This window comes from Cognatiyoonia sp. IB215446 (assembly GCF_033963825.1).
In the GTDB taxonomy this organism is placed as follows: Bacteria; Pseudomonadota; Alphaproteobacteria; order Rhodobacterales; family Rhodobacteraceae; genus Yoonia.
In genome coordinates, this window is record NZ_JAXBMD010000002.1 from 308,912 (window position 1) to 335,840 (window position 26,929).

Sequence of the window (26,929 nt, forward strand, 5' to 3'; positions counted from 1 at the left end):
ATCCTGAAAAGATTAGGGCCCACGGACACTAAGCTGCGGGCCACACTTGAGGGCAGATTTCGTCGTCGCTGTAATCGGGCAGGCCATCCGCGCCTTGACGACAAAGTGCATCGTTGACGTGAACGGCCTTTGCTCCCCTGCAATCCTCGAACGACATATATCGGTTGTCGCCGTCCTGGACATGTACTGTCAGAGCGATTCGCGGTGCCGCGCCGCGATTGGGTGGACTTCCGTGAATTGTTTTTGCGTGATGAAAGCTGACATCCCCCGGTTCCAGCATCACAGCTACGGGTTCCGTCGGCTGACCCTCGGCGGCCACCCTTTCAAGCAGCGCGTCCAGATCCTTTTCATTGAAGGTTGTCATCCAGCCAAACCCCTCCCAGAGATGGCTGCCAGGGATGAAGTGGATGGGCCCCATCTCCTCCGTATAAGGTACAAGCGGAATCCATGCGGTAAGCATCCGATCGGAGGTGCATGTTTTCCAGTACGCTCCGTCTACATGCCAGCCTACGGCTGTATCGGCGCCAAAGGAAGGCGACTTTGAGATCAACTGATCATGAAAAAGCCGGATCACCGAAGCGCCGCTTAGTGCAGAGAAGGCAGCGCCAAGCGCGGGTCGCATCACAAGATCGCGCAATTCCCCATTTTGAAGGGAAACATAGTCGTTTATGCGCAATCCGTCGGCGTGTTCGGCCTTCCAGTCCAGAAAGCCTCCGGAAACGGGTAGCGACCAGTCGCGTTCGCCGGCGTAGTAGCGATCAATTCCGAAAAGAGCATCGTCAATATTGTCAGGGGACAGCAAACCATGCGCGACGACGAATCCGTTTTTATTGTAGAAATCTATATCTTCGTTTGTCGGAAATTGCCCATTAGCGTATGTGTGTTCCGGCATAATTAGATACTCTTTTTCTATCCCTAGGGGGCGTCAAAGAACACAGCTCATGAAAGCAAATAGAACGCAGGAATCCGATATACTCATAGTTGGCGCCGGTATGGTTGGCGCAGCGGTTGCAACAGAGCTTAGTCTTTATCGCAAAAAGATACTATTAATCGATTCTGGGCTGGTCAACTCCGCTTCTTTTCCAAGCCATTTTTCGACGGATCCTCGCCTGCGTTTCGGCAGCCCGCTGCTGGATCGAATGCTCTCAGCACATCTTTTGCCAGTGCCTTCTTTGTCCGCGGACGCAGCTTCAAAACAACCCGCACTTCATGTTTCACTCTCTAGAGGAGGAGCGTCCGTTTTGTGGACCGGCGTTCTATGTCGGTTGGATGTGTGCAGCGCAATCGGTGACGTTTTCGCCCGGACAGCGCTGGATCCATTCTACGACCAAGCCGAGGATTGGTTGGGAGCTTCGGTCAGTGCCGCTCCGAAGGGCGACTATCATCCAATGGCCATGGCGCGACCGCATGGCCCAACGGGGCCGGTGGCGGGTCCGGCTGACATCGTTTCGCGGGCGTCTGAAATGCCAGAAATCAGATCGTGTCGTGCACGTCGTTTTGTTCATTCAGGGGGGCAGGTGACGTCCGTTGAGGTGGTTGACGTCAGCACCGGCGAAATCGAACAGCTTTATGCATCACAGGTCGTTGTCGCCGCTGATCCGCTCCGCAGTGCGGCCTTGCTTCATGCGTCGGGTCTTTCTGCTGAAGACGGGTTTCCGGTTGGTCAGTATCTCTCAGATCATCCGCTGGCAGCGGCCCGGTTGAGCGATTTGTCGCCTGACGGGTACATGGTTTACGATGCAATCACAGATGGCGGCCTGAAGATGGGCGCGGCCTGCCTATCGGCTGCACCAGCTGGCGTGCACGCACTTATATTAGCGCCGCCAGCTGCGCATGGACCTGCCAACCTAGCTTTGTATTGGTATATGACCGCAGAGCCGAATGTCGGCAACAGGCTTTGCTTTGACACCACCCCCGATGAGGTAACTGGGCTTTGGGGGGGCAGGGTCGACATGGCGAACGCTGTCGCCTCAGAGGACGATCTTTCTGTCATGTTGAAGCATCTTAAGGCGACCTGCGATCATCTTGGAGTGGCGCGAGGCATGGGTACTCCACGGCTGTTGCCCCTTGGTGCTGCGTCCCATGCCTTTGGAACTTTGCGAAGCGGGGCTGTAGGGCAGGGTGTTACTGATCTTTGCGGTCGGGTACATGGTATGCGCAACCTTTGGGTCGCTGGCACTGCGCGGTTTCCAGCGCCAAATGCGCGCAATCCGATGCTTGCGGCAGTGGCAATGGCCATCGGAACGGCTCGCGCTGTTGCGGGGGATCAGGACTGTGTGATTGACTAGCCTTCCTGAAATGCAGGTTTCATACTTCGCAGCTGCTGACCAAAGGGAACGCTTGGTCGTACGTGTTCTTGTGCGGAGATGATTACCCGAAGAACAGCTGGAGTGTTTGGTGACTCCCAAAGCCAGTCAAGCGCCTCGGCGATATCTTCGCTTTTTGATACTGTACGTTCAATAAAACCATAGGCGGCGAAAACGGCGTTTAGGTCAGGAGGTTGCGGTTGTGTTCCGTGATGCCGGCTATCGAGGAATTCATCCTGAAACTGTCGCACCATACCATGGCCACTGTTGTCCAGTATGACAACTTTGACCGGAAGGCGCTCTCTGGCAATCACTGCGGCCTCTTGTATGTTAAGCTGCACCGCAGCGTCCCCCGCAATGACCACGGTAGGGCGTTTAGTGATTAGCGCCGCTCCAATTGCGGCCGGTAGGCCGTATCCCATGGCCCAAAGACCGGTGCTGCTGATGTAGCGCTGGTTCGGCTCTAGTCTGAGAGATTGGGCGCTGTGCCATGTATGCTGGCCTGCATCGACACAATAACTCCCTGCGGCAAAGGATGCCTTCCCCAGCGCAGCGAGAAACCGGTTTGGATCAATGCTGTCCCCTTGTGGCCGCTCTGTGGTATCGGACATTTCCTTTCGCAACACGCGCAATCGCTGGCGCCAAGCATCCGGCAGTACGAATTCTCCGTCGCGCAGCGAACTATGCAATGCTGTTGCAAAAACACCGGCATCGGTATGTGCAACATCGGCCTTTATTTGTCGCGCGTTGGCTTCCCCTTCGTCTATTTCGACCCGAAAAACAGATATTCGCCGGCTAAAGCCTGCGGGATCCGCACCAATCACGCCGTGATCGAGACGTGAGCCAATACAAAGCACCGCATCCGCCTCGCTCAAGGCCAGATTTCCTCGTCGCGTTCCGTAAGTACCGCAAAGACCCAGGGAGGTTTCCACAGTTGGATCGGCAGCATCAAGTGCCGAGATGGTTGTGACCATCGGCAGGCCTAGGTCTCGCGACAGGGACCGCACGGCATCGCGGGCTGTTGTGCGGACACCACCACCTGCTAGTATGATCGGGCGTTCTGCCGCGCGGAGCATATCTGCGCACGCGGCGACCGTTTCAGGTTTCGGACTGTCCAAGACAATCGGTTCTGGGTCGCTTAGGCACTCTGCCTCTGTTTCTGCGATTTGGCAGTCAAAGGGAAAATCAAGTAGGACCGGGCCCGGACGTCCTGACATCGCAGTTTTGTAAGCTCGGGCCAAAGAATTTGGCACGTCCTTGCCAGAGCTTGGCTGGAAGACCGCCTTGCAAATCGGCGCGGCCACATTTCCGAAGGGGCATTCCTGCAATCCCGACTGGCGCGTGGCCTTGCCGTTTACTTGCAGATAGCTTTGAACCTGTCCTCCGATAAACAACATAGGCACGCTGTCATAATAGCTGGTGGCCATCGCCGTTGCCAAGTTAAGTGCCCCTGGGCCAGAGGTGCCCATGGCGATGCCGGGAACATTGGTCAGGCGTGCTTCGGCATCCGCAGCGAAGCCGCCCGATTGTTCGTGTACGATGTCGATCAGCCTCAGGTCGGGATGCTCTCCGACGGCGTCAAGCAGTGGAGCGATCATGCCGCCGGAAAGCTGATATACATGTTTCACGCCGATGCGTGCCAGAAACTCGGCAAGATAGTGGTTTGCCTTCATCAAGATCTCCTATCGGTTGATCTTTGCCCGTATGAACGGTTCAGGGCAAATTTGCTTGAATAAAAGTTCTATTTCCTGAACACTCGCAACTATTCGCAGGTATTCGAGGAGCTTTGCCGATGTCAAACGACAGCGCAGTTTCCCCGGAACAATTCGATATACTGCTACACGAAGCGACACAGGGCACAAAGCCCGGATATTGCATCGCCCATCAAATGAGCTTTTCGCCGCCAATTGATGATGAAAAAATAAGTAGTGCTTTGCAGAGATTATCTGATCGTCACGAGTTGTTGAGAAGTGATTTCTCTACGCAGGGTAGCATTTTTGTGCGCAATGTCGCGCGTCAGATTGATGTGGATTATGAACACGTGCAATTGCCGTCCGACACCACAACTCCTTTCCAAGAGGCGCTGAATCAGCTGTCGGATAGGCTCGTTGCTTTGACGTTCGACACCTCCAAGGGCCCACTTTGGCGCGTAAGGCGTTGCGACAGCCCAAGTGGTGAGACTGTATTGCTGTTTTTCCTTCATCATACGATCGCAGATGGCTGGTCGATGAAGGTTCTAATGTCTGAATTGATAGCACTTCTGAGCAATCGTTCGGAAACGCTGGAGCCAGCGCCTGACTATCGCACATATGCACAGGCCACCCGGCCTTCGCGACACCAATCGGAGCAGAGCGAAGACGCGATCGAGATCCATTGGCCGTCGACCGCACGCGCTGAGGCAAGTCCAGCAAAGGCTGCGGGCCGGGTCGAGCGACGACTTAACCCTGATTTCGGCGCGAGGCTTATGGGAGCCGCGAAGCAATTGCGTGCAACGCCCCATTTGATCCTGCTCGCGGCTTGGACTGCTATTGTTGTCCGCTACACCCGAACAGGGGTTGTTCCTTTGCTGTCCATCCGAGCGGCACGCGAAACCAAGGCGTTAGAAAATGTCGTTGGACCGATCTACCAAGCACACCATGTTGCCTTCGATGTGGACGAGACGCGGTCTTTCGCAGAACATGTCGGGCACACCCGTAGGGTGACGGCCCAGCCCTCTGATGATGTCACTCAAAGTAGCCACCGCGGTGGCTTCTTCACTTTCGGAGTGCATCAGGGGGGCGAGACGGATGTTGTCTCTGGCCGGTATCATTTTCGTCATTTTGACCGTCCGATATCGGGGGCGATTGGTGATGTTGATGTTTTTCTATATGACGAGCCCAAGGGCTGGCGGATGCTTTTGTGCTTTGGCCGCCGCATTATGGGCGAGGTCGATGCGAATGCCGTGATCTCCCACTTCGAGACACTTCTCGATGCGGCACTGGCGGACCCCACGATCGCTTGTCGTGACCTTCCGATTACCAAAACGAATACGCTTTCCAAAATCGAGGCATGGGTGACCGGCCCGGAGCCCTCTGCGGGGGGTCAGGGTTTCGTGTCAAGGTTTGAAAGGCGCGCTGTCGCTGAACCGAATCGCACTGCGATAGTCTGGCGGGACCGTCCGATGACCTTCGCAACTGCCCGACGGCATGTTCACAGACTACACGAACAGCTTGCAAAGGCAGGCATTGCTGCAGGCAGTCGCGTCGGTATCCTTGCCCCAAAATCCCCATCTCTGCCGCTCGCACAGCTTGCCATCAGGCGGCACGGCTGCTCTTTCGTTCCGCTCGACCGGACAGCGCCACCCGAACGATTACGCGTTATTGCAGAGGAGGCAGAGCTGAGCGCTGTGCTTTGTTGCGAAGGCAGCGCTGTTGTTCAGTTGCCGTGCCCAGTTCTTTTTATGACAGTTGACGGCGATAGTCGTTCGCTCGCAACAGAGCCTGCCCCGCCCGAGCCTGCGACCGAGGATCTTGAGGCTGAAGCTTATGTTCTTTTCACGTCAGGTTCGACCGGAACACCTAAGGGCGTCCGCTGCACCGAGAGAGGCCTGATCCGAGTATTTGGCGACACAGGTGCCTGGCGCATCAATGAAGATGACATCGTCTTGTCGTCATGCCCGCCTACATTTGATGTCTCACTGTTTGAGATGTGCAGCGGTCTTCTCGTTGCCGACCGCCTTGTTATTGCCGAGACTGAGACATCAAGCACCGATGATTTGGCTGATTTAATCAAACGTTCGGGCGCGACCTTTGTCAGTATCGTGCCGCGGCTTTTTCATGATCTGATAGAACGCCGGCCTGACATGTTGAACGGGTTGCGAACACTGGTTGTTGGGGGTGATGTCAATTCGGCCGATGACTTCCGCAGATGTCTCGAACACGCCCCGCATCTTTCTCTTTATGGCGGATACGGGCCAACGGAAGCGGGGGTCTGGACCACAGGCTGGCAGGGGTACCCGACACATCAGGGACTTCATATTCCCATTGGCACGCCAGTGGCCGGTACACGCGTTGCCATTGTAGACCCGCAGGGACGGCCTTGCCCCCCGGGCGTCGTGGGCGAACTTGTGATAGGCGGACCTTGTGTTGCGATGGGCTATGTCAAACCATTGCCGAAAAATACGTTCCGGCCAGATCCCTTGGACAGTGACGCTTTAGTCTATCACACTGGTGATCTGGTTCGTCTAGAGGCCGACGGACAGCTTTCCTTTCTTGGGCGAGGCGATCGTCAGATCAAGGTTGGCGCTTATCGAATAGAACCTGCTGAAATCGAGGCGGCAGCCCTTGCATCGGGCGAGGTTGATAACTGCGCGGTATTTGTGCTCCGAAAAACAGCAGGCGCAGAGCTGCACGCGGCGATCGTGGCCAAAAATCCTGGCAGCTCGGCACAGAAGCTCCGCGAAGCGGTCCGCGAGAGCCTAATGAGCCGTTTGCCTGCCTACATGGTCCCATCTCATCTGATGATACTGCCCGAGATGCCTGCGACAGCACATGGAAAGACAGATGTGGTCCGCCTACAGGCGCTGGCAGCAGAGATGATGCCAGACGGCGATCAATCAGGAGGCGAGATCGAGAAATTGGTGCTGGACACGGTTTGCGACGTTCTCGGACAGGACCGGATTGATCTCAATGCAAACTTCTACGCAGTTGGTGGTTATTCGCTGGCGGCGGTCGACATAAGTCGCAGGCTTGCCGGTATTTTGGACCGGGACGTTCCGGTTCGCGTTTTGTTACAAAGCGCTTCGCTTCGGGATTTTGCTGTCAAGTTGCGGGACGGTCGAGCAGAAGGAGAGCTTCTCGATCTGCCGGAACTTGAACGTGCAACGGAGCCGGTTTCGGCAAGCAATGCCCAGTGCCGACATCTTAAGGCCCTGTCGGAACGTGACCAGAATTTGCCAGCACTACCGCTGGTCTTCGAACTGTTGGTCCCGGTTGAACCCGCAATGATTGACAGGGCGGTGGCGGCGTTAGCGTCACGTCATCCAGTCCTGCAGACGGGTTTTGAGGACGCAGGAACATCGACTCCGCCGATTATGACCATCGTGCCCTTGCCCAAGGTGCGTGTGATCGACCTTAAGGCTGGCGAAAGCGCCCAAGCTCGCTGTCAAGCGGAGTTAACCGTTCGAAACGATGTTTGGCGGTGTGGGCCGCTGAGGCCCATTCTGCTGCGACAGGGAACGAAGCCCGCAATCTTGCTTTTGATCCTTGATCATGTGTCGCATGACGGACAGTCGCTGCATCTCGTGCGCCGGGAATTTCATCGTTTACTGGCCGCCGAACTCGGCGAAAGACTGGTTCTGCCCCCACCGCCAGCTCTTAGCTACATCGATTACGCGGCTTGGGAGGCGCTGGTCGCGAAGCGTGGCTTGATGGACAAGGCCGCGGATGCGCGAAAAGTTCTGCCCAAGACATCATCCCCCTGGCCGGAGCGAAACCTGGTCGCCGCCCAAGAGGCGCAGCCGCAATGTGTGACCGTCGGATCGGTCCCGATCGAGGCTGCCCGGTGGCGAAAACTGGCACGCGCATGCCGTGCAACCCTGTTCACCGCAGTTATGACACTGACTGCTCGCGCGCTGTTTCGCTGTTTGGACGCATCCACCCTCAGAGTCGAATTCTCGATCACGGCGCGGAACGATCCTCGGCTTCTTAACGTCGTGGGACCGCTGGCGAACCACTCTATCGTGGACGTCAACCAGACCAGTAGCCTTCAGGATGGGTGCCGAAGCACCCAAAGTGAGATGCTCGACGCGCAGAGTTTAGCTTTCGTCCCACTGCGCCGACAGATCGAGCAAGGCATAAAGAACAGCATATTCGCCAGTTACACGGCGTTTTTGCCAGACGCCTTTTTCAGCCTATTCGAAGCACCCGAATTCTCAGAGAAGACCAAAGGCCCGCTTCGCAGTGTTGATGCGCACCAAGGTTGGGATCCACCGGACTTCACGTTCTCTGGTCCTTTGACGATCCTCTCGGTTTTGTATGCTGACAAACTGACGCTGCGCGTTGGTGTACATCCCGCGGTCGCGGATCTGTTTCCTGATCTTGCTTCGGACTTGATCCGACATCTTCACGATGAGGCTTTGCTTCATGTCTAGTACGTCCATAAGCGTGCCTCAATATGCCACACCTCGGGGCGATGCCTACAACGCGGCGTTGGCCAAGGTCCTTGCCGGAGGCGTACATAGCAATTTCCGGGCTGCAACCGAACCCGCCCCGATCAGGATCTCGCAGGCACGAGGTGCTCGCGTAGAGGACATTGACGGAAACGAATATCTTGATTTGTCTTCGGCATTTGGCAGCCTGATCTTGGGCCACGGCAATGTGGCGTTCAACGATGCGTTGGCACGGCAACTCTCAACGGCCGCACATATTGTAAACGGAGTTTTAGAACTGGAGGCCGCCGAGGCTCTGCATCGCTGGTTTGGCTGGGCACCGGTATTGCGGTTCGGTCTGTCAGGAACCGAAATGGTTTCGAACGCGATCCGACTGGCCCGGGCTTATACTGGACGCAGTAAAGTCATGAGGTTCTCGGGACATTATCATGGATCAAGCGATCTATTGCTTGGAGGGCAGATGGGGGATGACGGTCAGACTCACCCACAAGCAAACGGACCTTTTGAAAGCGATGGCCGGGCCGAGGGTGTACTGGAGAGAGAATGCCTTCTTGTTTCTTTCGAGGACAGTAACTGGTCGCGCATACTGACAGAGCATGCCGATGATCTGGCCTGCGTGCTGCTTGAACCTGTCTGTATCAACGGCGGGGGCGTCCGGCCGGATGGCGGAAATGTTGCAGAGATGGTCCGTCTATGTCGTGCGAACGGCGTCCTAGTGGTGGCGGACGAGGTGATCACCGGCGTCCGACTAGGTTCTGGTGGTGGGCAAAAGGCCATCGGGCTTGAGGCCGATATGTTTGTCACCGGGAAGGCGGTTTCGAACGGCATACCCATATCGGTTCTGGCGGGGCGTGCTGAGATCATGGAGCTTTATGCTAAGCGTCGGGTGGCACATGGAGGCACCTACAACGGCTATGGTCTGGGGTTGCGTGCGATTACCTCAACGCTAGGTATCCTGAACAAGGACAGCTTTGCCACGTTCAACCGGATCGACGAGATAAGCGCACAGTTGGCTGAGACTGCATTGAAGATAGCTCAGGCGTTGTCGGTGCCGCTGCATATCAATCGCTTTGGTGCCGCGCAGGTATTTCACATTGGAGCGGCCAGTGGTTCAAGCCGCCGCTATGGCAGCCTTGCCGCAACGCTGGCTGATGGCCAGTTGACCAAGATGCTGCAGGGCGCCGGGATCATGATGTGTCCTCTTTGCCGGGCCTATCCGACACTCGCGTTGACCGAGGGCGACATCGACTTTTTTGCCGACCGCTTCGCTTCGGTTTTGGAGACAAACCAGGCAAAGCTTTCGCGGCTTGCCCGTGCAGCGGATGCAGCATGATGCATTTCAGTTCACAGGCGCGCTTAGATGTTCAATTGATAAACATGAGAAAGTGCGACCGAACTTTCCGGACCATCCAAAGTCGGTGCATCGGTCGAGAGCTCCAGAACCTCTGCTCCTTCGATCTGCTGAAGAAGTGCACCAGCATCCGGCAGTTTGCGCCAGGGGAAGGTTTCGTCTCCGATTTGCTCCGCATAAACGACCAAGCAAGGGTCGAGCGCCTGAAGCAGTATCATGCTCCCCTGTGCGGCGCGCCCGATGAGCGCGTTAAGAAGGGTCAGCATTCGGGCCGGGCCAGTAAACTCCAAAACGCCTTCAGCGATAAAGCAGGTGGGCGTTGTACTCTCCCACCCTGCGGTACCCAACGCAGAAAGAAGCGCGTCTGGTTTGGTCAGGCTGGCCGGCACAGCAACCGAAGGGATTGGCGCCGTCGCGGTCAGGGCCCCGTATCGCGCGAGGATAGGCGGCGTGTCTATGTTGTAGATCTTGCCTTTTATGGGCAACAATCTCCTTTCAGCACGACCGTCAAGACCACCGCCAAGCAACACGATAGACGGTGCATCCTGACGGTCGGCCCAGGCAGAAAGCGCCTTGTCGGCAGCCCTGAGCGAAGCGAGATGTATCTCTGCGTAGACGCTGTTGTCGGCGCGATATTTTTCGGCCATCTCCTCGGTCACGAGATGCGCCACGACACGTTTGGCGACAGGGTCCTCGAAATCGGCATTTGCGCGCCAAAAGGCTTGCAGAATGGCGCTTTCCTCAATCGGATTGAGGGGTGCCGATGGCCAACCTCTGTTGGTAGATCTGTCTTCTTGCGTCATAAATGCAGATGCCTATGCTCAACCTATCGCAGAACCATGGAGCGTTCAGTATGACCAACTCTATTACCAATGCAGTCCGGGAATATGCTCGAGAACTCCTTGATATCACAGATCTTCCTGAAGATGCGATGTTTTTGGAACTCGGTGGGAATTCGCTCAGCGCCGTGATGCTGGCAAACCGGCTGGAAGAGGATTTCGGAATACGCGTCTGCACAGAGGATATCCTCGTCAGTACGCTCCCGGAACTGGATGAGATCTGCAGCGGACTTTCAGCCTAGATATGATCCACGGCGCAGTTCAGAAGGGCTAACGGGACAATGAACGAAAAGAGGACCGTTGTGTGATTGATAAAGGCTTGCTTGAGCGCTTGGCCCCATATGCCTCGCCATCATTGACGGGAGATCTGACGTCGGTGCTGGATCGCGTCTCGGTCGTTCCAGGTGCAAAATGGCGGCCGGAATGGTGTGATGTGGTGTTTTCGGATTTGCCGGACCCGCTACGCACTGAGATCCTCGCCAACATAGGTGCGGTCGAAATCCCCGAGATCAAACGTGATCAAAGGCGCGTTGGGGCCTTGCGTCAAGGATTTGAAGACAGAGGCATTGACGCAGTCATCGTTCCCCAACGCAACGATCATGGTTCTCGCGATATGCCTTTTTATGCGCGGCGGCTTGAATGGCTAACCGGCTTCAGCGGATCTGCGGGAACGGCGGTCATTGCCAAGGATGCGGCGTGGCTTTTCGTGGATGGCCGCTACGTCGTCCAGGCCGATCAGGAACTTGAGGGCACGTCGGTTGTTCCGCGCCATCACCTCAAACCACCTATGTGGGTGTTTCTGAAGGACGCTCTGCCGGAAGCGTCGCGCGTTGGATTCGATCCAAAGTTACACAGTCCATCCGAAATCGAGACTGCGAAACGTGATAGCGGTCATGTATTGGTCCCGCTTGATGAGCACCCGATAGATACGCTTTGGCCGGAATCTGATCGTGCGGCGCGTCCCTTCGGAGCAGTAGTGCCCCATCCAATACAATACACTGGTCGCACGAGCGATGACAAACGCGCGGAACTCGGCAGAAGCTTGGCCGCTGCGGGTGTCGATAGCCTTGTGGTGACCGAACTTGAAGCAATCGCATGGACGTTCAACATTCGGGGCGGCGATACAGAAACGACCCCGGTGCCGGAGGCCTACGCGGTATTTCATGCAGATGGTCATGCGGACCTCTTCATCGAGCGCGCTAAGCTTTCGAGTGCGGTGGAGCAGCAACTCGGTAATTCTGTCACGATTCAGGACTATAATGGCTTTGGTGACGCGCTGGACCAGCTTGCCAGTGCGGGGCGGTCTGTTGGATATGACCGTAACCGGGTTTCAGCCTGGGTTGCTGATCGTCTCAGCGATGATGATTCTAAACCGGTGCACCTGGATGATCCCATTCTCCAGATGCGCGAGGTTAAGACCGAGGCTGAGCGCAATGGCTTTCATGAGGCACTTGCGCGTGATGGTGCAGCGGTGGTCAAGTTCCTGCACTGGCTATCAGAGCTTGATCCAGCTGCGTTACCCGATGAATATACGTTGGCCCAGACCATTACGGCCTTTCGCGCTGAGGATCCAACCTTTCGCGGTGTTAGCTTTTCCCCGATTGTGGGATCCGGACCAAATGCCGCCATCATCCACTATAGCCCACCAAAGACGGGTAGTCGGCGGTTGGCTATTGGTGAACCTGTTCTCATTGATAGCGGCGGGCAGTATCTTTCCGGAACCACGGATATTACACGCACCATAGCTGTCGGACCGCCGCCTGCCGATGTTGTACGGCTGTCGACGGCTGTTTTGCGCGGGCACATTGCCTTGGCAACTGCGCGGTTTCCCGAAGGGACGACCGGTGCGCAACTCGATGGCATAGCCCGTGCGCCAGTTTGGGCGGAAGGCGTCCAGTTCGATCACGGAACCGGCCACGGTATCGGAAGTTTCCTGGCAGTGCATGAAGGTCGTGTTGTGATCGCACAATCCGGATCGCGCCCCATTCAGGCCGGCAATGTCTTGTCCAATGAGCCCGGCGCCTATCTGCGCGATGCGTTTGGTATCCGGCATGAGAACACAATGATCGCGTATGCAGATATAAACGGGCTGGATGACGTGCCATTCCTCAGATTTGAGACGGTAACCGCCGCGCCATTCGACACCGCTCTGATCGACACCGCGATCCTTAGCGCTCAGGAGCGTTTATGGCTGAACAACTACCATCAATATGTCGTCAAGACAGTTGAACCTTACTTGGAAGGTGCGGCGATGGATTGGTTGCTTGCCACAACTCAACCGGTTTGATCCAAAGGGAGCGTGGATATGAACGTCGGCACGGCAGAGTTCGAGACGATCTTCCCAACTTTTCTTATGCGTCATGACGACGACGATGCGGCCGAGCTGAACTCGGAACTCGAGCGCTTGATCCTCGACGAGTCCGGAGCTGTAGAAGACCCCGGCGTTTTTACAAATGTTGGCGGTTGGCATTCGCCCAAGACTTATCAGAACAGTGAGCAGAGGGTTGTCCGCGCGTTGATGCGTCGCTTTCTCAATCTCGCGGATGAGGTTATGCGGCGTGCTGGCTCCACCGATCACGCTGGTTTCGAGATCGAAGCTTGGGCCAACGTGAACGGCGAGATGCACTATAACGAGATGCATTGCCATCGGGGGTGTATCTGGTCCGGTGTTTACTATGTGGCGGTGCCGGATCATTGCTCGGACGAGCCGCTGAGAGGGGCGATAGAGTTTTTGGACCCCCGCCCAGCTGCAGTCCTCGTGGGTATTCCCGGGAGTGCTTTTGAGGTTCGAAAGTACGTCGCGCCTCGAGCGGGGCGGATGCTTTTGTTCCCAAGCTGGCTCCAACATATGGTGCACCCATTCAGTGAACCCGGCCGGCGCATTTCGGTAGCTTGCAACCTGCGGTTCGCTGAGAGCTGAGTTCTGCAAGGTACAAGCTGCGACCTTTTACTGACAGCAAAATCACCTGGCTCTAGAATATGACGGACAAACCGGCCGCAGTCCTCAAGTGCTTAGTTTAGTCGCTTATGATAGCCGTGTCCTCGGTGATGAGGGCCGATGACTAGTTATAGCGTTTCGTGATACCTCCCTGTAGGCTTGACGTTGATGGCTGTTGTCAGCTCCTCTCCAGCATTCCCTCAAAACCTGGTTGACGAATGTGCTGATCTAGATGATCAGCTTTATCGGCAAGCCTCGTTGCTTAGCTTATAAGGGTTCTTCGGGGCAACCGGAGCAGGTTAGCGTGAACTCATCACCTCGCTTGAACATCCTTACACCTTACTCTCACCAACTGCGCGTCCCGTTTCTGTTTCGATCGTGCGACGGCGATGATCCTCTGCACGAAGTCGAAGATGCTCTCGGACCGGTGGCGTCCGTTGACCAGCATCGACTCTACGACCCATCTCATCGTCGCCTTCCCGAAAGTATTGAATTCGCCCGATCCGATCGAAGCGCTTGTTGCCCGAGGGTGAGGACCGCTGAGATAGATGAGGTCTCCGTGCTTTCCGTCTTCTTTCAGCCATTAGGTCCGGATAACCTATAGGCTCGCTAAAGAAAGCTGCGCACTTTTCCTATGCTAGTGCTACTATCAGTTGGCTTGTGATGTTAGACTCTGTCGCGATGAAATCGAGCCGTTGGCTTACATGGCTCATTCGTGCCTTTGATGTAGCTCAACCATTGGCGAGCAACCTAAATCAAAAGTAGGATCTAGGCCGGTGCGCGTTTTTACTTAATGTTTAAGCGAAGTAGTTTTCTGTGTTTTCGTTGGACTGCACACCTCATTTGTTCTGTGAGCCTGTAAGCGCGACTGAGATATTCGTGAGCCGCTTTGGAAAAAGAAAATGCCCCACCTAACTTCTTGTTAGGTGGGGCATTTCAAAAGCCGAGCTAGGAAGAACGTTATTCTCTATTCCCCAAGAGTTGTAGCAGGAACATGAACATGTTGATGAAGTCCAGATACAGGTTCAGGGCACCCATGATCGCCGACTTTGCCAACCATTCCTGGTCGCCATGCGCGGCATGCGCGATGTAGTCGTTCTTGATCTTTTGCGTGTCATAAGCAGTGAGTCCTGCAAATATCAGAACGCCAAGCACCGAAATCGCGAACATGATCGCTGGCGATTGCAGGAAGAGGTTCACGATCATTGCCACGATCAGGCCGATCACACCCATGATCAGGAACGCGCCCCAACCCGAGATGTCCTTTTTGGTCGTGTAGCCATAAAGACTAAGACCGGCGAAGGCGATCGATGTGATCAGGAAGACCTGTGCGATCGAGAATCCGGTGAAGGCCACGAAGATCCAGGCCATAGAAAGACCCATGACAGCGGCGAACACGTAAAAGAACGTCTGCGCTGCTGCGGCAGAGAACCGGTTGATCATGGCGCCAAAGCCAAAGATCATTGCCAGCGGCGCGAACATCACGATCCAGCCAAGGATATTGGGCTGAAGTGTGATCGGATCACGAAAGATCGCGAGCAGGGCGGGTGCAGTACCAACTGCCCATGCCACACCAAATGTTACAAGCATACCTACGGACATGATGCCGTAGACCTTGTTCATATGAGCGCGCAGACCCTCGTCGATTGCGGCCGCGCGGACCCCGCCGACCGTTCTGATTGCCTCATTTTGAGCCATGTAAACCTCCAGTTAAAAACAGCGGCGCCGCATATCGGCATCCTTGGGTGCTGATATTGGCGTGCGCCCCTGTTTTTTCAAGCCTTTCATCGCTCAAATGCCACATTTCCGATTGTTTTGGGCGGGAATGTCGCAGGCGGTCGTCTTTATGGCCCGAAACGGGATCATTTTGACCAGTATTGTGGCGCGTCCCAAAGCGGCTTTTCCGCCTCGATCCGGGCTTCGTCGCGGGTCAGGCCGATGTCGCGCAGCAAGTGATCGTCAAGGCTTTTCAATGCGTTGCGTTGCCGACGGACGGCGATCATGCCGACGACGCGGGCCAACAGGCCGCGAGGTGTCTTGGTCGTGGTTGCGCAAGTGGCGCGTGTATGCGTGACAGTAACAGTCATAACCTATCCTTTCGTGATATGTTTGTCTTGAATCATCTTGATGCTTGATATGTAGAGCAGCGAAGTGCATAATGAAAATGAATGATTGATATTTTAAATATCAGGGAATGTGATATGTTGCGAAATCTGGATATGACGGCCCTTCGGTCCTTTGTCACCGTAGCCGAGATGGGCGGTGTGACGCGCGCGGCAGGTGTGCTGAACCTCACGCAGTCGGCGGTGTCGATGCAATTGAAACGGCTTGAGGAGTCGCTTGACCTTTCACTGCTTGACCGTAGCGCCCGTACAATTGGGCTGACCCCGGCGGGTGAGCAATTGCTGGGCTATGCGCGCAAGATCCTGTCGGTCAATGACGAGGCGCTCAGCCGCTTGACCGCTACCGAATACGAGGGCGAGATCAAGCTGGGCGTGCCGCATGACATTATCTATCCGTGGGTGCCGCAGGCTTTGCGGCGCTTTGCGGCGGATTTTCCGCGCATGCAGGTGAAGCTGGTCTCAGCCCCGACGCGGCGGCTTTTGAACATGTTGGGCCGGGGCGAGATTGATCTGATCCTGACAACAGAAGAACGTAGCGGTCCGGGCGGTCAGGTGCTGGTGGAATTGCCGCTTTTGTGGATTGGCGCGATTGGTGGCTCTGCCTGGCGCCGCAAGCCATTGCCGATTGCGTTTTGCAGCAATTGCATCTTCCGCAGTGGGGTTTTGCAAGCGCTGAACACGCATGACGTCCATTGGGAAATGGCCGTCGAATCGGAACTCGACAATGCGGTTGAGGCGGCAGTGAGTGCCGATCTGGGTGTGCATGTCGCACTTGAAGGATGCCTGCCGCGCCACACGGAGGTGATCCATCACGGTGGCGCCTTGCCGCCTTTACCCTCGCAAAAGATCAACATGTATCGGCTGAAGCAGGACGATGCGGTCAGCGCGGCACTGGCCGAGATCGTGCGGCAAACTTATGTCAGCCCGCCACCCTTGCGCGCGGTCGCTATGGGGTGACGACCACTTTTCCGGTCGACTTGCGCGTGCGCATAAGTTCCAGCGCTTCCGCCGCCTGATCCAGCGGGATGACATGGCTGATATGCGGCTTCAGGCGGCCATCGGCATACCATTGCATCAGCTCGGACAGGCTGTCGGTCAGCGTCGCGGCGTTGAATTTCAGATAGCCGCCCCAGTAGAAACCGATCACGGTGATGTTCTTGACCAAGAGGATATTGGCGGGGATTTGCGGCACGTCGCCGCTGGCAAAGCCGATCACGATCACCCGCGCCTCGCGGTTGCAGGCGCCAAGTGCGGCTTTGAACGCGTCACCGCCAACCGGGTCGTAGACGACAGCGGCGCCGCCCAGTTCCTTGACCTTCGCTTTGATATCATCGCTCTCGCTGTCGATGAGGTGGTCGGCGCCTGCTGCCTTGGCAATGGCCAGCTTGTCCGCACCGCGCGCCACGGCAATCACCGTGGCCCCCAGCGCCTTGCCGATTTCGACCGCCGTCAGCCCGACACCACCAGCGGCACCTAGCACCAGCAGCGTTTCTCCCGCCTTCAATCGCGCGCGCCGAACTAGCGAAAGATGCGAGGTGCCGTAAGCGACCATAAAGCCGGCGGCGACCTCGGGCGCCATATCATCGGGGACCGGACGACATAAGACTGCGGGAAATGTGCCCTGATCCGCCATGCCGCCTTGCCCACCGAAAACTACGACCTTTGTGCCGATTGCGGGTGTTGTCACGTCCGGGCCTTGGGCGATCACGGTGCCGCAAACCTCCATGCCGAGCGTGAAGGGCGGCTCGGGTGTGTCCTGATACTTGCCTTGCGCCATCAGTAGATCTGCGAAGTTCAGCCCGCAGGCCTGAATGTCCAGTAAAACCTCACCGCGCTGCGGTTCGGGCCGCGTGGCATCGACAACGGTCGGATCAGTATTAAATGACTGCACTTGGAAGGCGCGCATCAGGGGATTCCTTTTGGTATGAATTTGTTAACCTTTATCATCATATCGTTAGTGACGGCGAAAGGGCTGCATTTTAGGCGTCCCGCAAAAAGTTGCACTGCGAACCTATCCTTTAGTTCAGGTCAGTGGCTGCAACCGTTGCGTGTTAAGTTGGAATAGTGCCATGCACGCGATGTGTGGCAAGAAATGACGCACGTGTATCGCGTAAGCAGTTTGCAACCAGTACCGGCGTCACACTTGCCGTAAGCTTCCAAACTAAGGAAAGAGTAATATGAAACATCCAGTCGACGTTCATGTAGGCAAGCGTATTCGCCATCGCCGTTGGATGAGCGGAACCACGCAGCAGCAGTTGGCTGAAAATGTGGGGATCAAGTTCCAGCAAATCCAGAAATACGAAACCGGCATGAACCGGGTGAGTGCCTCCCGTCTGTGGGATATCGCCAAGGTTCTGAACGTGCCTGTGTCGTTCTTTTTCGAAGGTCTTGATACGCAGCCCCCAGCGGATCAAAGCGACGGTGACATGCCCGGTGATATCCTGACGGATAAAGAGGCGCTTGAGCTGTTGCGGTCCTATTATGCAATCCCCGAAAATCAACGTCGTCGTCTGTTCGATCTGGCCCGCGTTTTGAGCGAGGCTGCCTGATCCGGGCTTGACCCTTTTGTCTGTGCCGCTTACCGCGAATGGGTGCGGTGGCGCAGAAAGGGTTGCAAGCAATGGTGATGGATGACGTCCTGAAGGCTGATCTGATCCGTGTCGCCCATATGTTGGCCGATGCGGCGCGGCCCCAGACCTTGCAGCATTTTCGGAGTGCATCACTCGCCCCTGATGACAAAGGCGGCGGAGAATATGATCCGGTCACGGTTGCAGATCGCGCTGCGGAAGAGGCGATGCGCGCAGTGTTGGCGCAGGAGCGGCCAGATGATGCGATCCTGGGCGAAGAGTTCGGAGCCGTATCGGGCACAAGTGGTCTGACATGGGTGCTTGACCCGATTGATGGCACACGCGGCTATATCAGCGGCACACCCACATGGGGTGTGCTGATCTCTGTCGCTGACGCGAACGGGCCTTTATTCGGATTGATTGATCAACCTTATATCGGTGAGCGGTTTGCCGGCGGCTTTGGCGTGGCCGAATGCGCCGGGCCGCTTGGAACACGCCCGCTTGCTACGCGGCGAAGCCGCCCGCTGGCAGAGGCGACGGTGCTGACAACCTTTCCTGAGGTTGGCACAGCGGACGAGGGGCGCGCCTTTCACACCGTTGCGGGCCGCGCGAAACTGACGCGGTATGGCATGGATTGCTATGGCTACGCGCTTTTGGCGGCGGGTCAGGTCGATCTTGTGATTGAGGCCGGGCTGAATGCTTATGATATTCAGGCCCCGATCGCTGTGATCCACGCCGCGGGTGGGATTGTCACCGACTGGGAGGGTGGCCCGGTTCATGATGGCGGGCGTGCGCTTGCTGCGGCAACGCCGGAATTGCACGCCGCCGCAATGGCGATCCTGCAAGAGACTTTGCGTGCCTGACATCCTGATCCGCAATGCGCACCATGTCCTGACGATGGACGATGCGCGGCTGGAATTGCAGGACACACATATTCTCCTGAAAGACGGGATCATCGCGGAAATCGGTCCGGACATCATCGCGCCCGATGCAGAGATCGTGGAGGCAAGCGGGGCCATCGTGACGCCCGGCCTCGTCAACACGCATCATCACCTTTACCAGACCCTGACCCGCGCGGTGCCCGGCGCGCAGGACGCGCTGCTGTTCGGGTGGCTGCAGCGGCTTTATCCGATCTGGGCGCGCTTTGGCCCCGAAGAGATGTTTGTCTCGGCGCAAATTGGCCTCGCGGAACTGGCGCTGTCGGGCTGCACGCTGACATCGGACCACCTTTATCTTTATCCTAACGGCGCAAGGCTGGACGACACCATCGCTGCCGCGCAGGAGGTCGGCCTGCGCTTTCACGCCACGCGCGGTGCGATGAGCATCGGCGAAAGTGATGGTGGCTTGCCGCCTGACACGCTGGTCGAGAAAGAGGCGGCCATTCTGGAGGATTGCATTCGCGTCATTGACGCCCATCATGATGCATCGCTGGGCGCGATGATCCGCGTGGGCGTGGCCCCCTGCAGCCCGTTTTCGGTCAGCCCTGACCTGATGCGCGATGCGGCGATCCTGGCGCGCGACAAGGGCGTCATGCTGCACACACATCTGGCCGAGAATGATGAAGATGTGGCCTATTCGCTGGAGAAATTCGGCTGCAGGCCGGGCCAATATGCGGAGGAGCTCGGCTGGATCGGGGATGACGTCTGGCATGCCCATTGCGTGAAGCTGGACGCGCAGGAGATTGACCTTTTTGCACGCGGTCAGACTGGGGTGGCCCATTGCCCCTGTTCGAATTGCAGGCTGGGGTCAGGCATCGCGCCTTTGCGCGCCATGCGCGATGCCGGTGTATCGGTGGGCTTGGGCGTGGATGGATCGGCCAGCAACGATAACGGTAATCTCGCAGCCGAGGCGCGTCAGGCGATGTTGTTGCAGCGTGTGGCGCTGGGGGCTGATGCGATGTCGGCGCGCGAAGCGCTGGAGATTGCGACGCGGGGTGGTGCGGCTGTTCTGGGCCGTGACGATTGCGGACAGATTGTGGTAGGCAAACGCGCGGACATTGCTATTTGGGATGCGCAAACCATTGAAAACGCGGGGTCCTGGGATCCTGCGGCACTTCTCTTGGCAGGTCCGCAGAAGGTGCGCGACCTGTTTGTCGAAGGGCGGCAGATCGTGCGCGATGGCCGATTACAGACGCTTGATCTGCCAAAGGTGATCGCCCGGCAGAGCATGCTTGCGCAAGGTCTTGCCCATTGAGGGGCGCGCAACCTTTCTCTTCGGCCATTGTCGCGTAAGCTGCCTGAAATGATGAATGGAGCCGCGCATGAAAAGATCAATTGTCGCACTGACCTTTTGCGCGCTGGCCGCCTGTGAGACAGCGCCTGCGACGACGCAGATGTCTGATGCGATGGGGCCCACTGGAAATTTTGCAACGGATTTGAACGCGTTCCGCGCGGCGCAGGGCAGGGGGGCCGTTGTGCCCGATCCGAAGTTGCAGCAGGCTGCGCGGCGCCATGCAGAGGATATGCAGGCGCGAGGATATTTCTCGCACCAATCGCCGGGCGGGCCGCATGGTAATACGATGACCGAGCGGATGGCGGCAAGCGGATGCCAGCCCGGCGCAAGTGCCGAGAACATTGCGCAGGGACAAACGTCGGAGGCGGCCGTTTTTGCAGCATGGCAGAACTCGACCGGGCATCGCCGGAACATGTTGGGCGCACGCTACACCGAATACGGGCTCGGGCGCAGTGGAAATACCTGGGTGCTGCTTTTCTCTAGCGACTGCTAGACCGCATGCGCGCCTAGCAATCGATCTGGCTAAAGAGTTTTCTGAGCGTTTGCTTTTCGTCCGTTGAAATCGGCTCAAGGATTTCATTGACGACCTCGGCAACCGTTTCCGTCAACTCGTTCACGACCATTTGGCCCTCGGCTGTCAGCGATACCAGGCTGACGCGCCCGTCTGCCTGCGAGTTTTCGCGTTTGACAAGGCCCTTGGTCTCTAGCGACCGGATCGTCCGGGTCATTTGCGATTTGTCCCGTGCAACGCGATCGGTCAACGCATGCATGCTGGTGCATCCCATGTCCGCCAGCGTCATCAGAACAATGCCACCGCCTGGCCCCACGGCCTTGCGATCAAAATCGGGCGCACGTCTTTGCAGGCCGAAATGGATCCGCCGCATGAAGCGGTCGATGACAAGTGCGAGTTCGGTATCCTGCATTTCGCTCAATTTGTTGACCATGTCCACTTATTGTCTTATCAGAGAGCGGGAACGTAGCGGACGCCGCGTTTGGCTGCAAACATTCCAGAGGAGATGCGACATGGGAAATGCCCAAGCCACCGCCCTCAAGATCGCCGCGATATTGTGGGTCATCTGGGGGCTCGTCCACCTTCTTGCGGGTGTGATCGTGTTGATGAGCGATGCCTCGGGTGGGTTCTCGGCCATTGCCGATGCGGTAGACGCAGACGCGCTGACGGCCGATTATCATCCCGCCGTGGGCGGCATCCTGAACCAGCATGGCTGGAATTTGGGATGGTTCGGCATCGCCACGATCATTGGCGGTGTCCTGATCTGGCGGCGGAACATGACAGCGATCTGGGTGACAGGCATGGTCGGTGGGTTGGCCGATGTTGGATATCTTCTGTTCGTTGATCTGCCCGGATATGTGAACTTCTTTCCCGGAACGGTCATGACCTTTGTCTCTGGCACTGCGATTCTGCTGAGCTTTTGGGTATGGTTGACGAACAGAAACGCGACGAAACCTTCAACCTGATCGGGGAGGCAGCAATGACAGATATCTCAAAAGTAACGCTCGCTGAAAACGGGCCGCTTATCGTTGAAAACCCACCAGCGCTCACTGGGGCGTTCACGCAAGAAGCCGAGAGCAAGCCCCGCATTGCCTTGTGTCGGTGCGGTGCCTCGTCAAACAAACCGTTCTGCGATGGCACTCATACCAAGATCGCGTTTTCCAGCACCTCTGACCGCAGTGCTTTGCGAAACACGCCGATTGCGTATTCCGGCGATGTTGATGGGACCGAGGTCACCATCAGCTACACGCCGGTTCTTTGCACCCATGCGGCAGAATGCCAGGCGCGCGCCAATGCGGTCTTCGGCCCCAGCGCCAAACCGTGGATCCAACCGGGAAATGGCAAACTGACCGAGATACTCGACGTTATCGCGGCCTGCCCGTCAGGCGCACTGCGCGTCGCTGTGGGCCAGGTGCCGGAGCAGCACATGACCACTGGCGACGTCGCGATTGAGATTGAGAAAGACGGTCCTTACCGCATCCGGAACATCCCGCTCGAGGCGGAGTTCAACGGTGCAGGCGCCAGCCGCGCGAAATACACGCTTTGCCGGTGTGGGTTGTCAAAGAACAAACCGTTTTGCGACGGAACCCATCACGACGAAAAATGGTCGGATGACAACCCGGCAGATTGATCAGGCTGCGTTTGGCGTTGTCTATGGTTCCATAACCGTTCTGGCGGTGCATCCGCCCATCGAACATCCGGGACGGCAGGCGATCATGCTGTTTCTCGCGGTATTTGCAGTCGCCCTCGCCAAGGCTTTTGCGGAAATCTGTGAGCGGGTTCTGCAATCGGGCCAGTCTGCCAACTGGTCGGACATCGGAGAGGTTTGGCAGCACGCGCAAACGGTGCTGATCGCCGCGAATGGGCCGACGTTGGCCTTTGTGCTGGCGGCGGCAGGCGTGATCAGCGGTGATATGGCGCTCCTTCTGGCGCAGATCCTGGTTTTTGGGCTGCTGGCCTATTTCGGCGCGCGGATTGGATGGAGCGTCAGTGGCACCATGTTTGGCATGGCTGTAGGGGTCGCCGTGACCGGCGGCATCGCGGGATTGGTCAGCTTGCTCAAGTTTGTGGCGCATTAGCCGCGCTGGGCGTAGACGTTGACCCAGAATAACCGGAGCCTGCGATGATCACCTTGGAATTCGCCCGTATGATGGCGCGCTACAATCACTGGCAAAACCGTTCGCTGGTTGCGGCGGCTGACGGATTGTCGGACGCGGCGCGCTGGCAGGATCGCGGTGCCTTCTTTGGCTCGATTGCGGAAACACTCAACCACGTGCTTTGGGATGATCGCATCTGGCTGGCGCGCCTGCGTGGTGATCGTGAAATCGAGGCGCAGATCAATGCGCGCCATCCCTATACCGACGCACCGCATGACTGGCCGCAATTCATTGCCGAACGCGCGGCGCTGGATGAGGACATCCTGTCATTCACAGATGCACTGACCCAGACCGACCTTGAGCGCGCCGTGTCCTGGCGACGTGGCGATGATGAGGTTGAGACCAATCTCGGCTTCAACCTAGCCCATATGTTCAATCATCAGACCCATCATCGCGGCCAGATCCATGCCATGCTGACAGCAGCGGGGGCCACGCCGGAACCGACCGACCTGCAAATGCTGCTGCTACTGGATACCGTCTAGGGCTCTTTCTTGCGCAGCTGATAAATGCCTTCCGGCAGGTCCAGCGCCGCCTCCAGATCGCGCACCTGGCTGAAGGACAGCGTGATCCGCACCACATCGTCGATGCGCGGATCGTATTGCGTCAGGGTGATGCAATCGTCGAACCCGTTGATGATCACGTCTTCTTTCAAAGGGGCTTTGCCCTCATCAACAAGGGTGATCACTGTCGCATCATAGTCGTGTTCAATGGTAAACATACCAGTAGCCTAGCGACGCCCCGCCACAGGTGCAATCAGGGGCTGGCCCGATCTTGGCCAGATGATATGGTACATCGGCAATTTGGACGTCATGGAGTTTTGAATGCGGATTGTGTCTGTGACTTGTGCATTGGCGCTGGCCCTTTTGGCGGCATGTGATGCGCCTGTCCCGGTGGATACCGGGCCCGAGATCGCCCCGCTTGAGCAGGTGCCCGCGGGCCCGAGGCTTTCAAGCCGGCAGGCGATGAACAATTTCAATGCTGTGGTGCGGCGGATGGAACCCGTGGCCGAACGGTATTGTCGCCGAGAGGCGCCCAATCTGAATTGCGACTTCAAGATCGTCGTGGATGAGCGCCCTGCGCCGGGTCCGAATGCATTCCAGACGCTTGATGAAGATGGCCGCCCGATCATCGGCTTTAACGTGCCGCTGATCGCCGAGGCGCGCAATCAGGATGAGGTTGCGTTTGTCTTTGCCCATGAGGCAGCGCATCATATTGCGGGCCATATCCCGCGCTCGCAGAGCAATGCGACACTGGGCGTTTTGCTGGGTGGGATTGCGGCGTCTGCCATTGGCGTCGATGCAAGTGGGACCGATACGTTGCAGCGGGTTGGGGCCACGGTTGGCGCGCGCAGTTATTCAAAGAACTTTGAGCTGGAAGCTGATGCGTTGGGCACCAGGATCACCGCTGAGGCGGGGTATGACCCGTTGCGGGGTGCGCAGTTCTTTTTCCGCATTCCTGATCCGGGCAACCAGTTCCTTGGCACCCATCCGCCGAATGCCGAACGCCTACGCACTGTCCAGCGGACGGCTGCGGGGCTTTAGCGCGGCGCCACCTAGTGTGGCGCGTCGCCGGAGGTTTGAAGGCCACCGGGCGGCGTTTGCGCGCGCAGTCGGATGACAATCGCGGTCAGTGAAATAATCAGCCAGAATATCTGGATCAGTGCCGAGGCGAGGTTGAACGATGCCGATAAACCGACTAGCACCATGCCAGCTGCGGTGGCATTTATGACAAAATAGGCCACATGCTCGGTCCGAATGCGCCGGAAGGTCAGCAGGGTGTAGTTAAGGACGTATAGTCCAAACCCTGCAACGCCAATAGCGTCAGCGACCCCCTGTTGCCCTATGCTCAATAAACTATCCAAACGCTTACTCACCCGCCGCGAAAATCGCCGCGACATACTTTTTGCCTGAATGAAATGGCTTCTTCCAAATAATGATGGTGACGTTAGGTCAGGATGTGCGGTCTGTCAGGTCAGGCTTTCCTGACCTCTACAGAATTGCGGACATCCCCAGAAAGATCGCCGCAAAGAAACAGGCAGAGGCGGCGAGCACAAAGCCGTGCCAGATCGCCATCGCGTATTTCAGTCGTTCCAAAGAGTATGGGATGACCCCAAGCGTGTACAAAAGCCCGCCGAGACCGATCAGCACCATGGCAGCGCCTGGCACAACGGGCCAGAGCGACCAGATCAGCGCGAGGCTGAACCAGCCCATCACCAGATATAGCAGCGGATCGCGGCGTCCGGGTGTACGCCAGAAAAATAATTTGAGCGCCATGCCTAAGACCGCCATGCCCCAGACGATGCAAAGGATCGCATAGGCAAACCAACTGCCGATCATCATGACAAGCGGTGTATATGTGCCCGCGATTTTGAGGTAGATCGCGGCGTGATCGATGCGGCGAAAGGTCGGGCGCCAAGCCTCTGACGGGCTGAAATGATAAAGGGCCGAGGCCACGAAGGTGGCGATCAGCGTCGCACCGTAAACGGAAATCGCGGTGATCTGCCCCGGCGTTGCCATGCCTGCGTTCCACACAATCAGAACAACGGCACCCGCAATGGCCCCGATCACGCCAATTGCATGCACTGTGCCGTCGGCAATCCGTTCAGACCTTGCGTATTCCGGGTACATGGACGCTCCTATATTTTTGAAAGGCTAAGCCTGTGTGACCTTTGGTCAATTGTTTCGTTAGGTCACTTGGCAGGCGTGCCGCGATCCCCCAAGCTGCGCTGATCGTGACGATAGCCCAAAAGGATAGCAGTGATGTGGCAACAGATTATGCGCGTGCGCCAAAGGGCCATCTGGTCGTGGGAGGGGTTTCTCCACGTCGCGCGCACCGAAGGGTCATTGGCCCAGTGGCTTGTTGCGAATGCGGTCTTTGCCGTGCTTGCATTCGTATTGCCGCTGAGCGCGGGTGAGCGGGCCTTGTTGCTGATGGGCGGGATCATTGTGTTGGCGGCCGAATGCATGAACACGGCGATAGAGCGCATCGTCGATGATATCAGCACTGAACGGCGCGAGGCGGCGAAACAGGCGAAGGATTGCGGCTCTGCCGCAGTGGCGGTCACGGCTGCGGCAGTGGGCGTGGCCTGGGTCTGCGTAATTGTCGGGCTGATCGTGTGAATGGTCATGGATAAGGACTTTCTTCACGCCAATCGCGCGCTAGCTTTCCGCTAATCTGACAAGACGGAGAGTGTGATGCGCTTTGCTGCCATGGCCCTTGTTCTGGCCCCGACCTTTGCTTTGGCAGTGGGGGGTGATGATTATGACCCGCCGGCACCTTCGGAAACCACAGAGACATGCAGCGATGGGCAGGTCTGGGACATCGCGACGCAAAGCTGCACCGCCCCCGAAGACAGCACAAATGACGACAATGCGCGTCTGAATGACGTGCGCGAGCTGGCCTATGCGGGCCAATATGTAGCTGCTCTCGATGTGCTGGACAGTTTGGAAAACCCCAATGCGCCGCTGGCCCTGACCTATTACGGTTTCGCGCATCGCAAGGCGGGGCGCGTTGCTGTTGGCATGGCCTATTACCGGGCGGCCCTTGCTGCTGATCCCGATAACCTGCTTGTCCGCTCCTATATGGGGCAGGGGCATGTGGAGGCAGGCGAGGTCGCGCTGGCGCAGGTGCAACTGACGCAAATCCGCATGCGCGGCGGGCGCGGTACTTGGGCCGAGCTGGCGCTGGCGCAGGCGATTGCCACCGGCATCGGTTATGCCCACTGACTTGATCTAGCGCAAAGACCCGATCCGCGCCCT

General features: G+C 57.3%; 28 protein-coding genes. 18 read left to right on the plus strand and 10 right to left on the minus strand.

Features of this window, described 5'->3' with window-relative positions:
• Window positions 1-28: 28 nt before the first annotated feature.
• On the minus strand, window positions 29-892 hold the full coding sequence (locus tag SLH49_RS08995) for a phytanoyl-CoA dioxygenase family protein (protein WP_320268833.1): 864 nt from the start codon (window positions 890-892) through the stop codon (window positions 29-31).
• A gap of 349 nt (window positions 893-1,241) precedes the next feature.
• Between SLH49_RS08995 and SLH49_RS09000 the strand changes: the two genes are divergently transcribed.
• Entirely contained in the window at window positions 1,242-2,288 is a 1,047-nt protein-coding gene (locus SLH49_RS09000; RefSeq protein WP_320268834.1) for a GMC oxidoreductase, read from the plus strand.
• On the opposite strand, the gene SLH49_RS09005 is transcribed toward SLH49_RS09000, so the two are convergent.
• Entirely contained in the window at window positions 2,285-3,979 is a 1,695-nt protein-coding gene (locus SLH49_RS09005) for a thiamine pyrophosphate-binding protein (protein ID WP_320268835.1), read from the minus strand. The two genes, SLH49_RS09000 and SLH49_RS09005, sit on opposite strands and share 4 nt — an antisense overlap.
• A gap of 119 nt (window positions 3,980-4,098) precedes the next feature.
• Here SLH49_RS09005 and SLH49_RS09010 point away from each other — a divergent pair, with 119 nt between their 5' ends.
• Both SLH49_RS09010 and SLH49_RS09015 read left to right on the plus strand, forming a co-directional pair.
• Window positions 4,099-8,436 (plus strand): non-ribosomal peptide synthetase, encoded by a 4,338-nt coding sequence (locus SLH49_RS09010; RefSeq protein ID WP_413785276.1) that lies wholly within the window; start codon window positions 4,099-4,101, stop codon window positions 8,434-8,436.
• A complete protein-coding gene (locus tag SLH49_RS09015) occupies window positions 8,429-9,787 on the plus strand; it encodes an aminotransferase class III-fold pyridoxal phosphate-dependent enzyme (RefSeq protein WP_320268836.1) in 1,359 nt (452 codons plus the stop codon). Before SLH49_RS09010 ends, SLH49_RS09015 begins: the two co-directional genes overlap by 8 nt.
• A gap of 23 nt (window positions 9,788-9,810) precedes the next feature.
• On the opposite strand, the gene SLH49_RS09020 is transcribed toward SLH49_RS09015, so the two are convergent.
• Window positions 9,811-10,608 carry a class I SAM-dependent methyltransferase gene (locus tag SLH49_RS09020; RefSeq protein ID WP_320268837.1) on the minus strand — a complete coding sequence of 266 codons (798 nt, stop codon included), beginning with the start codon at window positions 10,606-10,608 and terminating at the stop codon, window positions 9,811-9,813.
• A 50-nt stretch (window positions 10,609-10,658) separates the two neighbouring features.
• On the opposite strand from SLH49_RS09020, the gene SLH49_RS09025 reads away from it, so the two are divergent.
• The 3 genes from SLH49_RS09025 (at window position 10,659) to SLH49_RS09035 (ending at window position 13,564) form a co-directional block, all read left to right on the plus strand.
• Window positions 10,659-10,886 carry a phosphopantetheine-binding protein gene (locus tag SLH49_RS09025; RefSeq protein WP_320268838.1) on the plus strand — a complete coding sequence of 76 codons (228 nt, stop codon included), beginning with the start codon at window positions 10,659-10,661 and terminating at the stop codon, window positions 10,884-10,886.
• A gap of 62 nt (window positions 10,887-10,948) precedes the next feature.
• Entirely contained in the window at window positions 10,949-12,931 is a 1,983-nt protein-coding gene (locus SLH49_RS09030) for an aminopeptidase P family protein (RefSeq protein ID WP_320268839.1), read from the plus strand.
• 18 nt (window positions 12,932-12,949) lie between these two features.
• Entirely contained in the window at window positions 12,950-13,564 is a 615-nt protein-coding gene (locus tag SLH49_RS09035) for a TIGR02466 family protein (protein ID WP_320268840.1), read from the plus strand.
• 978 nt (window positions 13,565-14,542) lie between these two features.
• Here SLH49_RS09035 and SLH49_RS09040 read toward each other — a convergent pair.
• The gene (locus tag SLH49_RS09040) at window positions 14,543-15,280 is read right to left on the minus strand and encodes a Bax inhibitor-1/YccA family protein (protein WP_320268841.1); all 738 of its coding nucleotides are present in this window, start codon (window positions 15,278-15,280) and stop codon (window positions 14,543-14,545) included.
• 164 nt (window positions 15,281-15,444) lie between these two features.
• Window positions 15,445-15,669, minus strand: a complete 225-nt coding sequence (locus tag SLH49_RS09045) for a DUF1127 domain-containing protein (RefSeq protein ID WP_320237583.1) — start codon at window positions 15,667-15,669, stop codon at window positions 15,445-15,447.
• A 114-nt stretch (window positions 15,670-15,783) separates the two neighbouring features.
• On the opposite strand from SLH49_RS09045, the gene SLH49_RS09050 reads away from it, so the two are divergent.
• Window positions 15,784-16,662 carry a LysR family transcriptional regulator gene (locus SLH49_RS09050; RefSeq protein WP_320268842.1) on the plus strand — a complete coding sequence of 293 codons (879 nt, stop codon included), beginning with the start codon at window positions 15,784-15,786 and terminating at the stop codon, window positions 16,660-16,662.
• Here SLH49_RS09050 and SLH49_RS09055 read toward each other — a convergent pair.
• On the minus strand, window positions 16,652-17,611 hold the full coding sequence (locus SLH49_RS09055; RefSeq protein WP_320268843.1) for an NADPH:quinone oxidoreductase family protein: 960 nt from the start codon (window positions 17,609-17,611) through the stop codon (window positions 16,652-16,654). The two genes, SLH49_RS09050 and SLH49_RS09055, sit on opposite strands and share 11 nt — an antisense overlap.
• Before the next feature lie 271 nt (window positions 17,612-17,882).
• On the opposite strand from SLH49_RS09055, the gene SLH49_RS09060 reads away from it, so the two are divergent.
• From SLH49_RS09060 to SLH49_RS09075, 4 genes are all read left to right on the plus strand, one after another.
• Complete coding sequence (locus SLH49_RS09060) at window positions 17,883-18,254, plus strand: helix-turn-helix transcriptional regulator (protein ID WP_320268844.1); 372 nt, start codon at window positions 17,883-17,885, stop codon at window positions 18,252-18,254.
• A gap of 77 nt (window positions 18,255-18,331) precedes the next feature.
• Window positions 18,332-19,135, plus strand: coding sequence for an inositol monophosphatase family protein (locus SLH49_RS09065; RefSeq protein ID WP_320268845.1), 804 nt, complete (start codon window positions 18,332-18,334; stop codon window positions 19,133-19,135).
• The gene (locus SLH49_RS09070) at window positions 19,128-20,465 is read left to right on the plus strand and encodes an 8-oxoguanine deaminase (RefSeq protein WP_320268846.1); all 1,338 of its coding nucleotides are present in this window, start codon (window positions 19,128-19,130) and stop codon (window positions 20,463-20,465) included. The genes SLH49_RS09065 and SLH49_RS09070 overlap by 8 nt, the downstream gene beginning before the upstream one ends.
• A gap of 67 nt (window positions 20,466-20,532) precedes the next feature.
• Window positions 20,533-20,997 (plus strand): CAP domain-containing protein, encoded by a 465-nt coding sequence (locus SLH49_RS09075; protein ID WP_320268847.1) that lies wholly within the window; start codon window positions 20,533-20,535, stop codon window positions 20,995-20,997.
• Between the two features lie 13 nt (window positions 20,998-21,010).
• On the opposite strand, the gene SLH49_RS09080 is transcribed toward SLH49_RS09075, so the two are convergent.
• The gene (locus SLH49_RS09080; protein ID WP_320268848.1) at window positions 21,011-21,448 is read right to left on the minus strand and encodes a MarR family winged helix-turn-helix transcriptional regulator; all 438 of its coding nucleotides are present in this window, start codon (window positions 21,446-21,448) and stop codon (window positions 21,011-21,013) included.
• A 79-nt stretch (window positions 21,449-21,527) separates the two neighbouring features.
• Here SLH49_RS09080 and SLH49_RS09085 point away from each other — a divergent pair, with 79 nt between their 5' ends.
• From SLH49_RS09085 to SLH49_RS09100, 4 genes are read left to right on the plus strand one after another with little or no spacing between them, the layout of a single operon-like run.
• Window positions 21,528-21,980, plus strand: coding sequence for a hypothetical protein (locus tag SLH49_RS09085; RefSeq protein ID WP_320268849.1), 453 nt, complete (start codon window positions 21,528-21,530; stop codon window positions 21,978-21,980).
• 14 nt (window positions 21,981-21,994) lie between these two features.
• Complete coding sequence (locus SLH49_RS09090; RefSeq protein WP_320268850.1) at window positions 21,995-22,645, plus strand: CDGSH iron-sulfur domain-containing protein; 651 nt, start codon at window positions 21,995-21,997, stop codon at window positions 22,643-22,645.
• The gene (locus tag SLH49_RS09095; RefSeq protein ID WP_320268851.1) at window positions 22,626-23,093 is read left to right on the plus strand and encodes a hypothetical protein; all 468 of its coding nucleotides are present in this window, start codon (window positions 22,626-22,628) and stop codon (window positions 23,091-23,093) included. Before SLH49_RS09090 ends, SLH49_RS09095 begins: the two co-directional genes overlap by 20 nt.
• 44 nt (window positions 23,094-23,137) lie before the next feature.
• Complete coding sequence (locus tag SLH49_RS09100; protein WP_320268852.1) at window positions 23,138-23,653, plus strand: DinB family protein; 516 nt, start codon at window positions 23,138-23,140, stop codon at window positions 23,651-23,653.
• Here SLH49_RS09100 and SLH49_RS09105 read toward each other — a convergent pair.
• On the minus strand, window positions 23,650-23,889 hold the full coding sequence (locus SLH49_RS09105) for a hypothetical protein (protein WP_320237596.1): 240 nt from the start codon (window positions 23,887-23,889) through the stop codon (window positions 23,650-23,652). The genes SLH49_RS09100 and SLH49_RS09105 overlap by 4 nt on opposite strands.
• Window positions 23,890-23,992: 103 nt before the next feature.
• Between SLH49_RS09105 and SLH49_RS09110 the strand changes: the two genes are divergently transcribed.
• Window positions 23,993-24,712, plus strand: coding sequence for a M48 family metallopeptidase (locus SLH49_RS09110; RefSeq protein WP_320268853.1), 720 nt, complete (start codon window positions 23,993-23,995; stop codon window positions 24,710-24,712).
• An 11-nt stretch (window positions 24,713-24,723) separates the two neighbouring features.
• Here the strand turns inward: SLH49_RS09110 and SLH49_RS09115 are convergent, their stop codons facing one another.
• Complete coding sequence (locus SLH49_RS09115; RefSeq protein WP_320268854.1) at window positions 24,724-25,020, minus strand: CBU_0592 family membrane protein; 297 nt, start codon at window positions 25,018-25,020, stop codon at window positions 24,724-24,726.
• A 139-nt stretch (window positions 25,021-25,159) separates the two neighbouring features.
• The gene (gene trhA / locus SLH49_RS09120; protein WP_320268855.1) at window positions 25,160-25,798 is read right to left on the minus strand and encodes a PAQR family membrane homeostasis protein TrhA; all 639 of its coding nucleotides are present in this window, start codon (window positions 25,796-25,798) and stop codon (window positions 25,160-25,162) included.
• Between the two features lie 132 nt (window positions 25,799-25,930).
• Between trhA and SLH49_RS09125 the strand changes: the two genes are divergently transcribed.
• Both SLH49_RS09125 and SLH49_RS09130 read left to right on the plus strand, forming a co-directional pair.
• Complete coding sequence (locus SLH49_RS09125) at window positions 25,931-26,290, plus strand: diacylglycerol kinase (RefSeq protein WP_320268856.1); 360 nt, start codon at window positions 25,931-25,933, stop codon at window positions 26,288-26,290.
• Between the two features lie 75 nt (window positions 26,291-26,365).
• Window positions 26,366-26,896 carry a hypothetical protein gene (locus SLH49_RS09130; protein ID WP_320268857.1) on the plus strand — a complete coding sequence of 177 codons (531 nt, stop codon included), beginning with the start codon at window positions 26,366-26,368 and terminating at the stop codon, window positions 26,894-26,896.
• Window positions 26,897-26,929 lie beyond the last annotated feature (33 nt).

Excerpts from the sequence above, each read along its gene's own strand:
- SLH49_RS08995 (WP_320268833.1), bottom strand. The coding sequence starts at position 892 with ATGCCGGAACACACATACGCTAATGGGCAATTTCCGACAAACGAAGAT.
- SLH49_RS09005 (WP_320268835.1), bottom strand. The coding sequence starts at position 3,979 with ATGAAGGCAAACCACTATCTTGCCGAGTTTCTGGCACGCATCGGCGTG.
- SLH49_RS09010 (WP_413785276.1), top strand. The coding sequence starts at position 4,099 with ATGTCAAACGACAGCGCAGTTTCCCCGGAACAATTCGATATACTGCTA.
- SLH49_RS09015 (WP_320268836.1), top strand. The coding sequence starts at position 8,429 with ATGTCTAGTACGTCCATAAGCGTGCCTCAATATGCCACACCTCGGGGC.
- SLH49_RS09020 (WP_320268837.1), bottom strand. The coding sequence starts at position 10,608 with ATGACGCAAGAAGACAGATCTACCAACAGAGGTTGGCCATCGGCACCC.
- SLH49_RS09025 (WP_320268838.1), top strand. The coding sequence starts at position 10,659 with ATGACCAACTCTATTACCAATGCAGTCCGGGAATATGCTCGAGAACTC.
- SLH49_RS09035 (WP_320268840.1), top strand. The coding sequence starts at position 12,950 with ATGAACGTCGGCACGGCAGAGTTCGAGACGATCTTCCCAACTTTTCTT.
- SLH49_RS09040 (WP_320268841.1), bottom strand. The coding sequence starts at position 15,280 with ATGGCTCAAAATGAGGCAATCAGAACGGTCGGCGGGGTCCGCGCGGCC.
- SLH49_RS09045 (WP_320237583.1), bottom strand. The coding sequence starts at position 15,669 with ATGACTGTTACTGTCACGCATACACGCGCCACTTGCGCAACCACGACC.
- SLH49_RS09050 (WP_320268842.1), top strand. The coding sequence starts at position 15,784 with ATGTTGCGAAATCTGGATATGACGGCCCTTCGGTCCTTTGTCACCGTA.
- SLH49_RS09055 (WP_320268843.1), bottom strand. The coding sequence starts at position 17,611 with ATGCGCGCCTTCCAAGTGCAGTCATTTAATACTGATCCGACCGTTGTC.
- SLH49_RS09060 (WP_320268844.1), top strand. The coding sequence starts at position 17,883 with ATGAAACATCCAGTCGACGTTCATGTAGGCAAGCGTATTCGCCATCGC.
- SLH49_RS09065 (WP_320268845.1), top strand. The coding sequence starts at position 18,332 with ATGGATGACGTCCTGAAGGCTGATCTGATCCGTGTCGCCCATATGTTG.
- SLH49_RS09075 (WP_320268847.1), top strand. The coding sequence starts at position 20,533 with ATGAAAAGATCAATTGTCGCACTGACCTTTTGCGCGCTGGCCGCCTGT.
- SLH49_RS09080 (WP_320268848.1), bottom strand. The coding sequence starts at position 21,448 with ATGGTCAACAAATTGAGCGAAATGCAGGATACCGAACTCGCACTTGTC.
- SLH49_RS09085 (WP_320268849.1), top strand. The coding sequence starts at position 21,528 with ATGGGAAATGCCCAAGCCACCGCCCTCAAGATCGCCGCGATATTGTGG.
- SLH49_RS09090 (WP_320268850.1), top strand. The coding sequence starts at position 21,995 with ATGACAGATATCTCAAAAGTAACGCTCGCTGAAAACGGGCCGCTTATC.
- SLH49_RS09095 (WP_320268851.1), top strand. The coding sequence starts at position 22,626 with ATGACAACCCGGCAGATTGATCAGGCTGCGTTTGGCGTTGTCTATGGT.
- SLH49_RS09100 (WP_320268852.1), top strand. The coding sequence starts at position 23,138 with ATGATCACCTTGGAATTCGCCCGTATGATGGCGCGCTACAATCACTGG.
- SLH49_RS09105 (WP_320237596.1), bottom strand. The coding sequence starts at position 23,889 with ATGTTTACCATTGAACACGACTATGATGCGACAGTGATCACCCTTGTT.
- SLH49_RS09110 (WP_320268853.1), top strand. The coding sequence starts at position 23,993 with ATGCGGATTGTGTCTGTGACTTGTGCATTGGCGCTGGCCCTTTTGGCG.
- trhA (WP_320268855.1), bottom strand. The coding sequence starts at position 25,798 with ATGTACCCGGAATACGCAAGGTCTGAACGGATTGCCGACGGCACAGTG.
- SLH49_RS09125 (WP_320268856.1), top strand. The coding sequence starts at position 25,931 with ATGTGGCAACAGATTATGCGCGTGCGCCAAAGGGCCATCTGGTCGTGG.
- SLH49_RS09130 (WP_320268857.1), top strand. The coding sequence starts at position 26,366 with ATGCGCTTTGCTGCCATGGCCCTTGTTCTGGCCCCGACCTTTGCTTTG.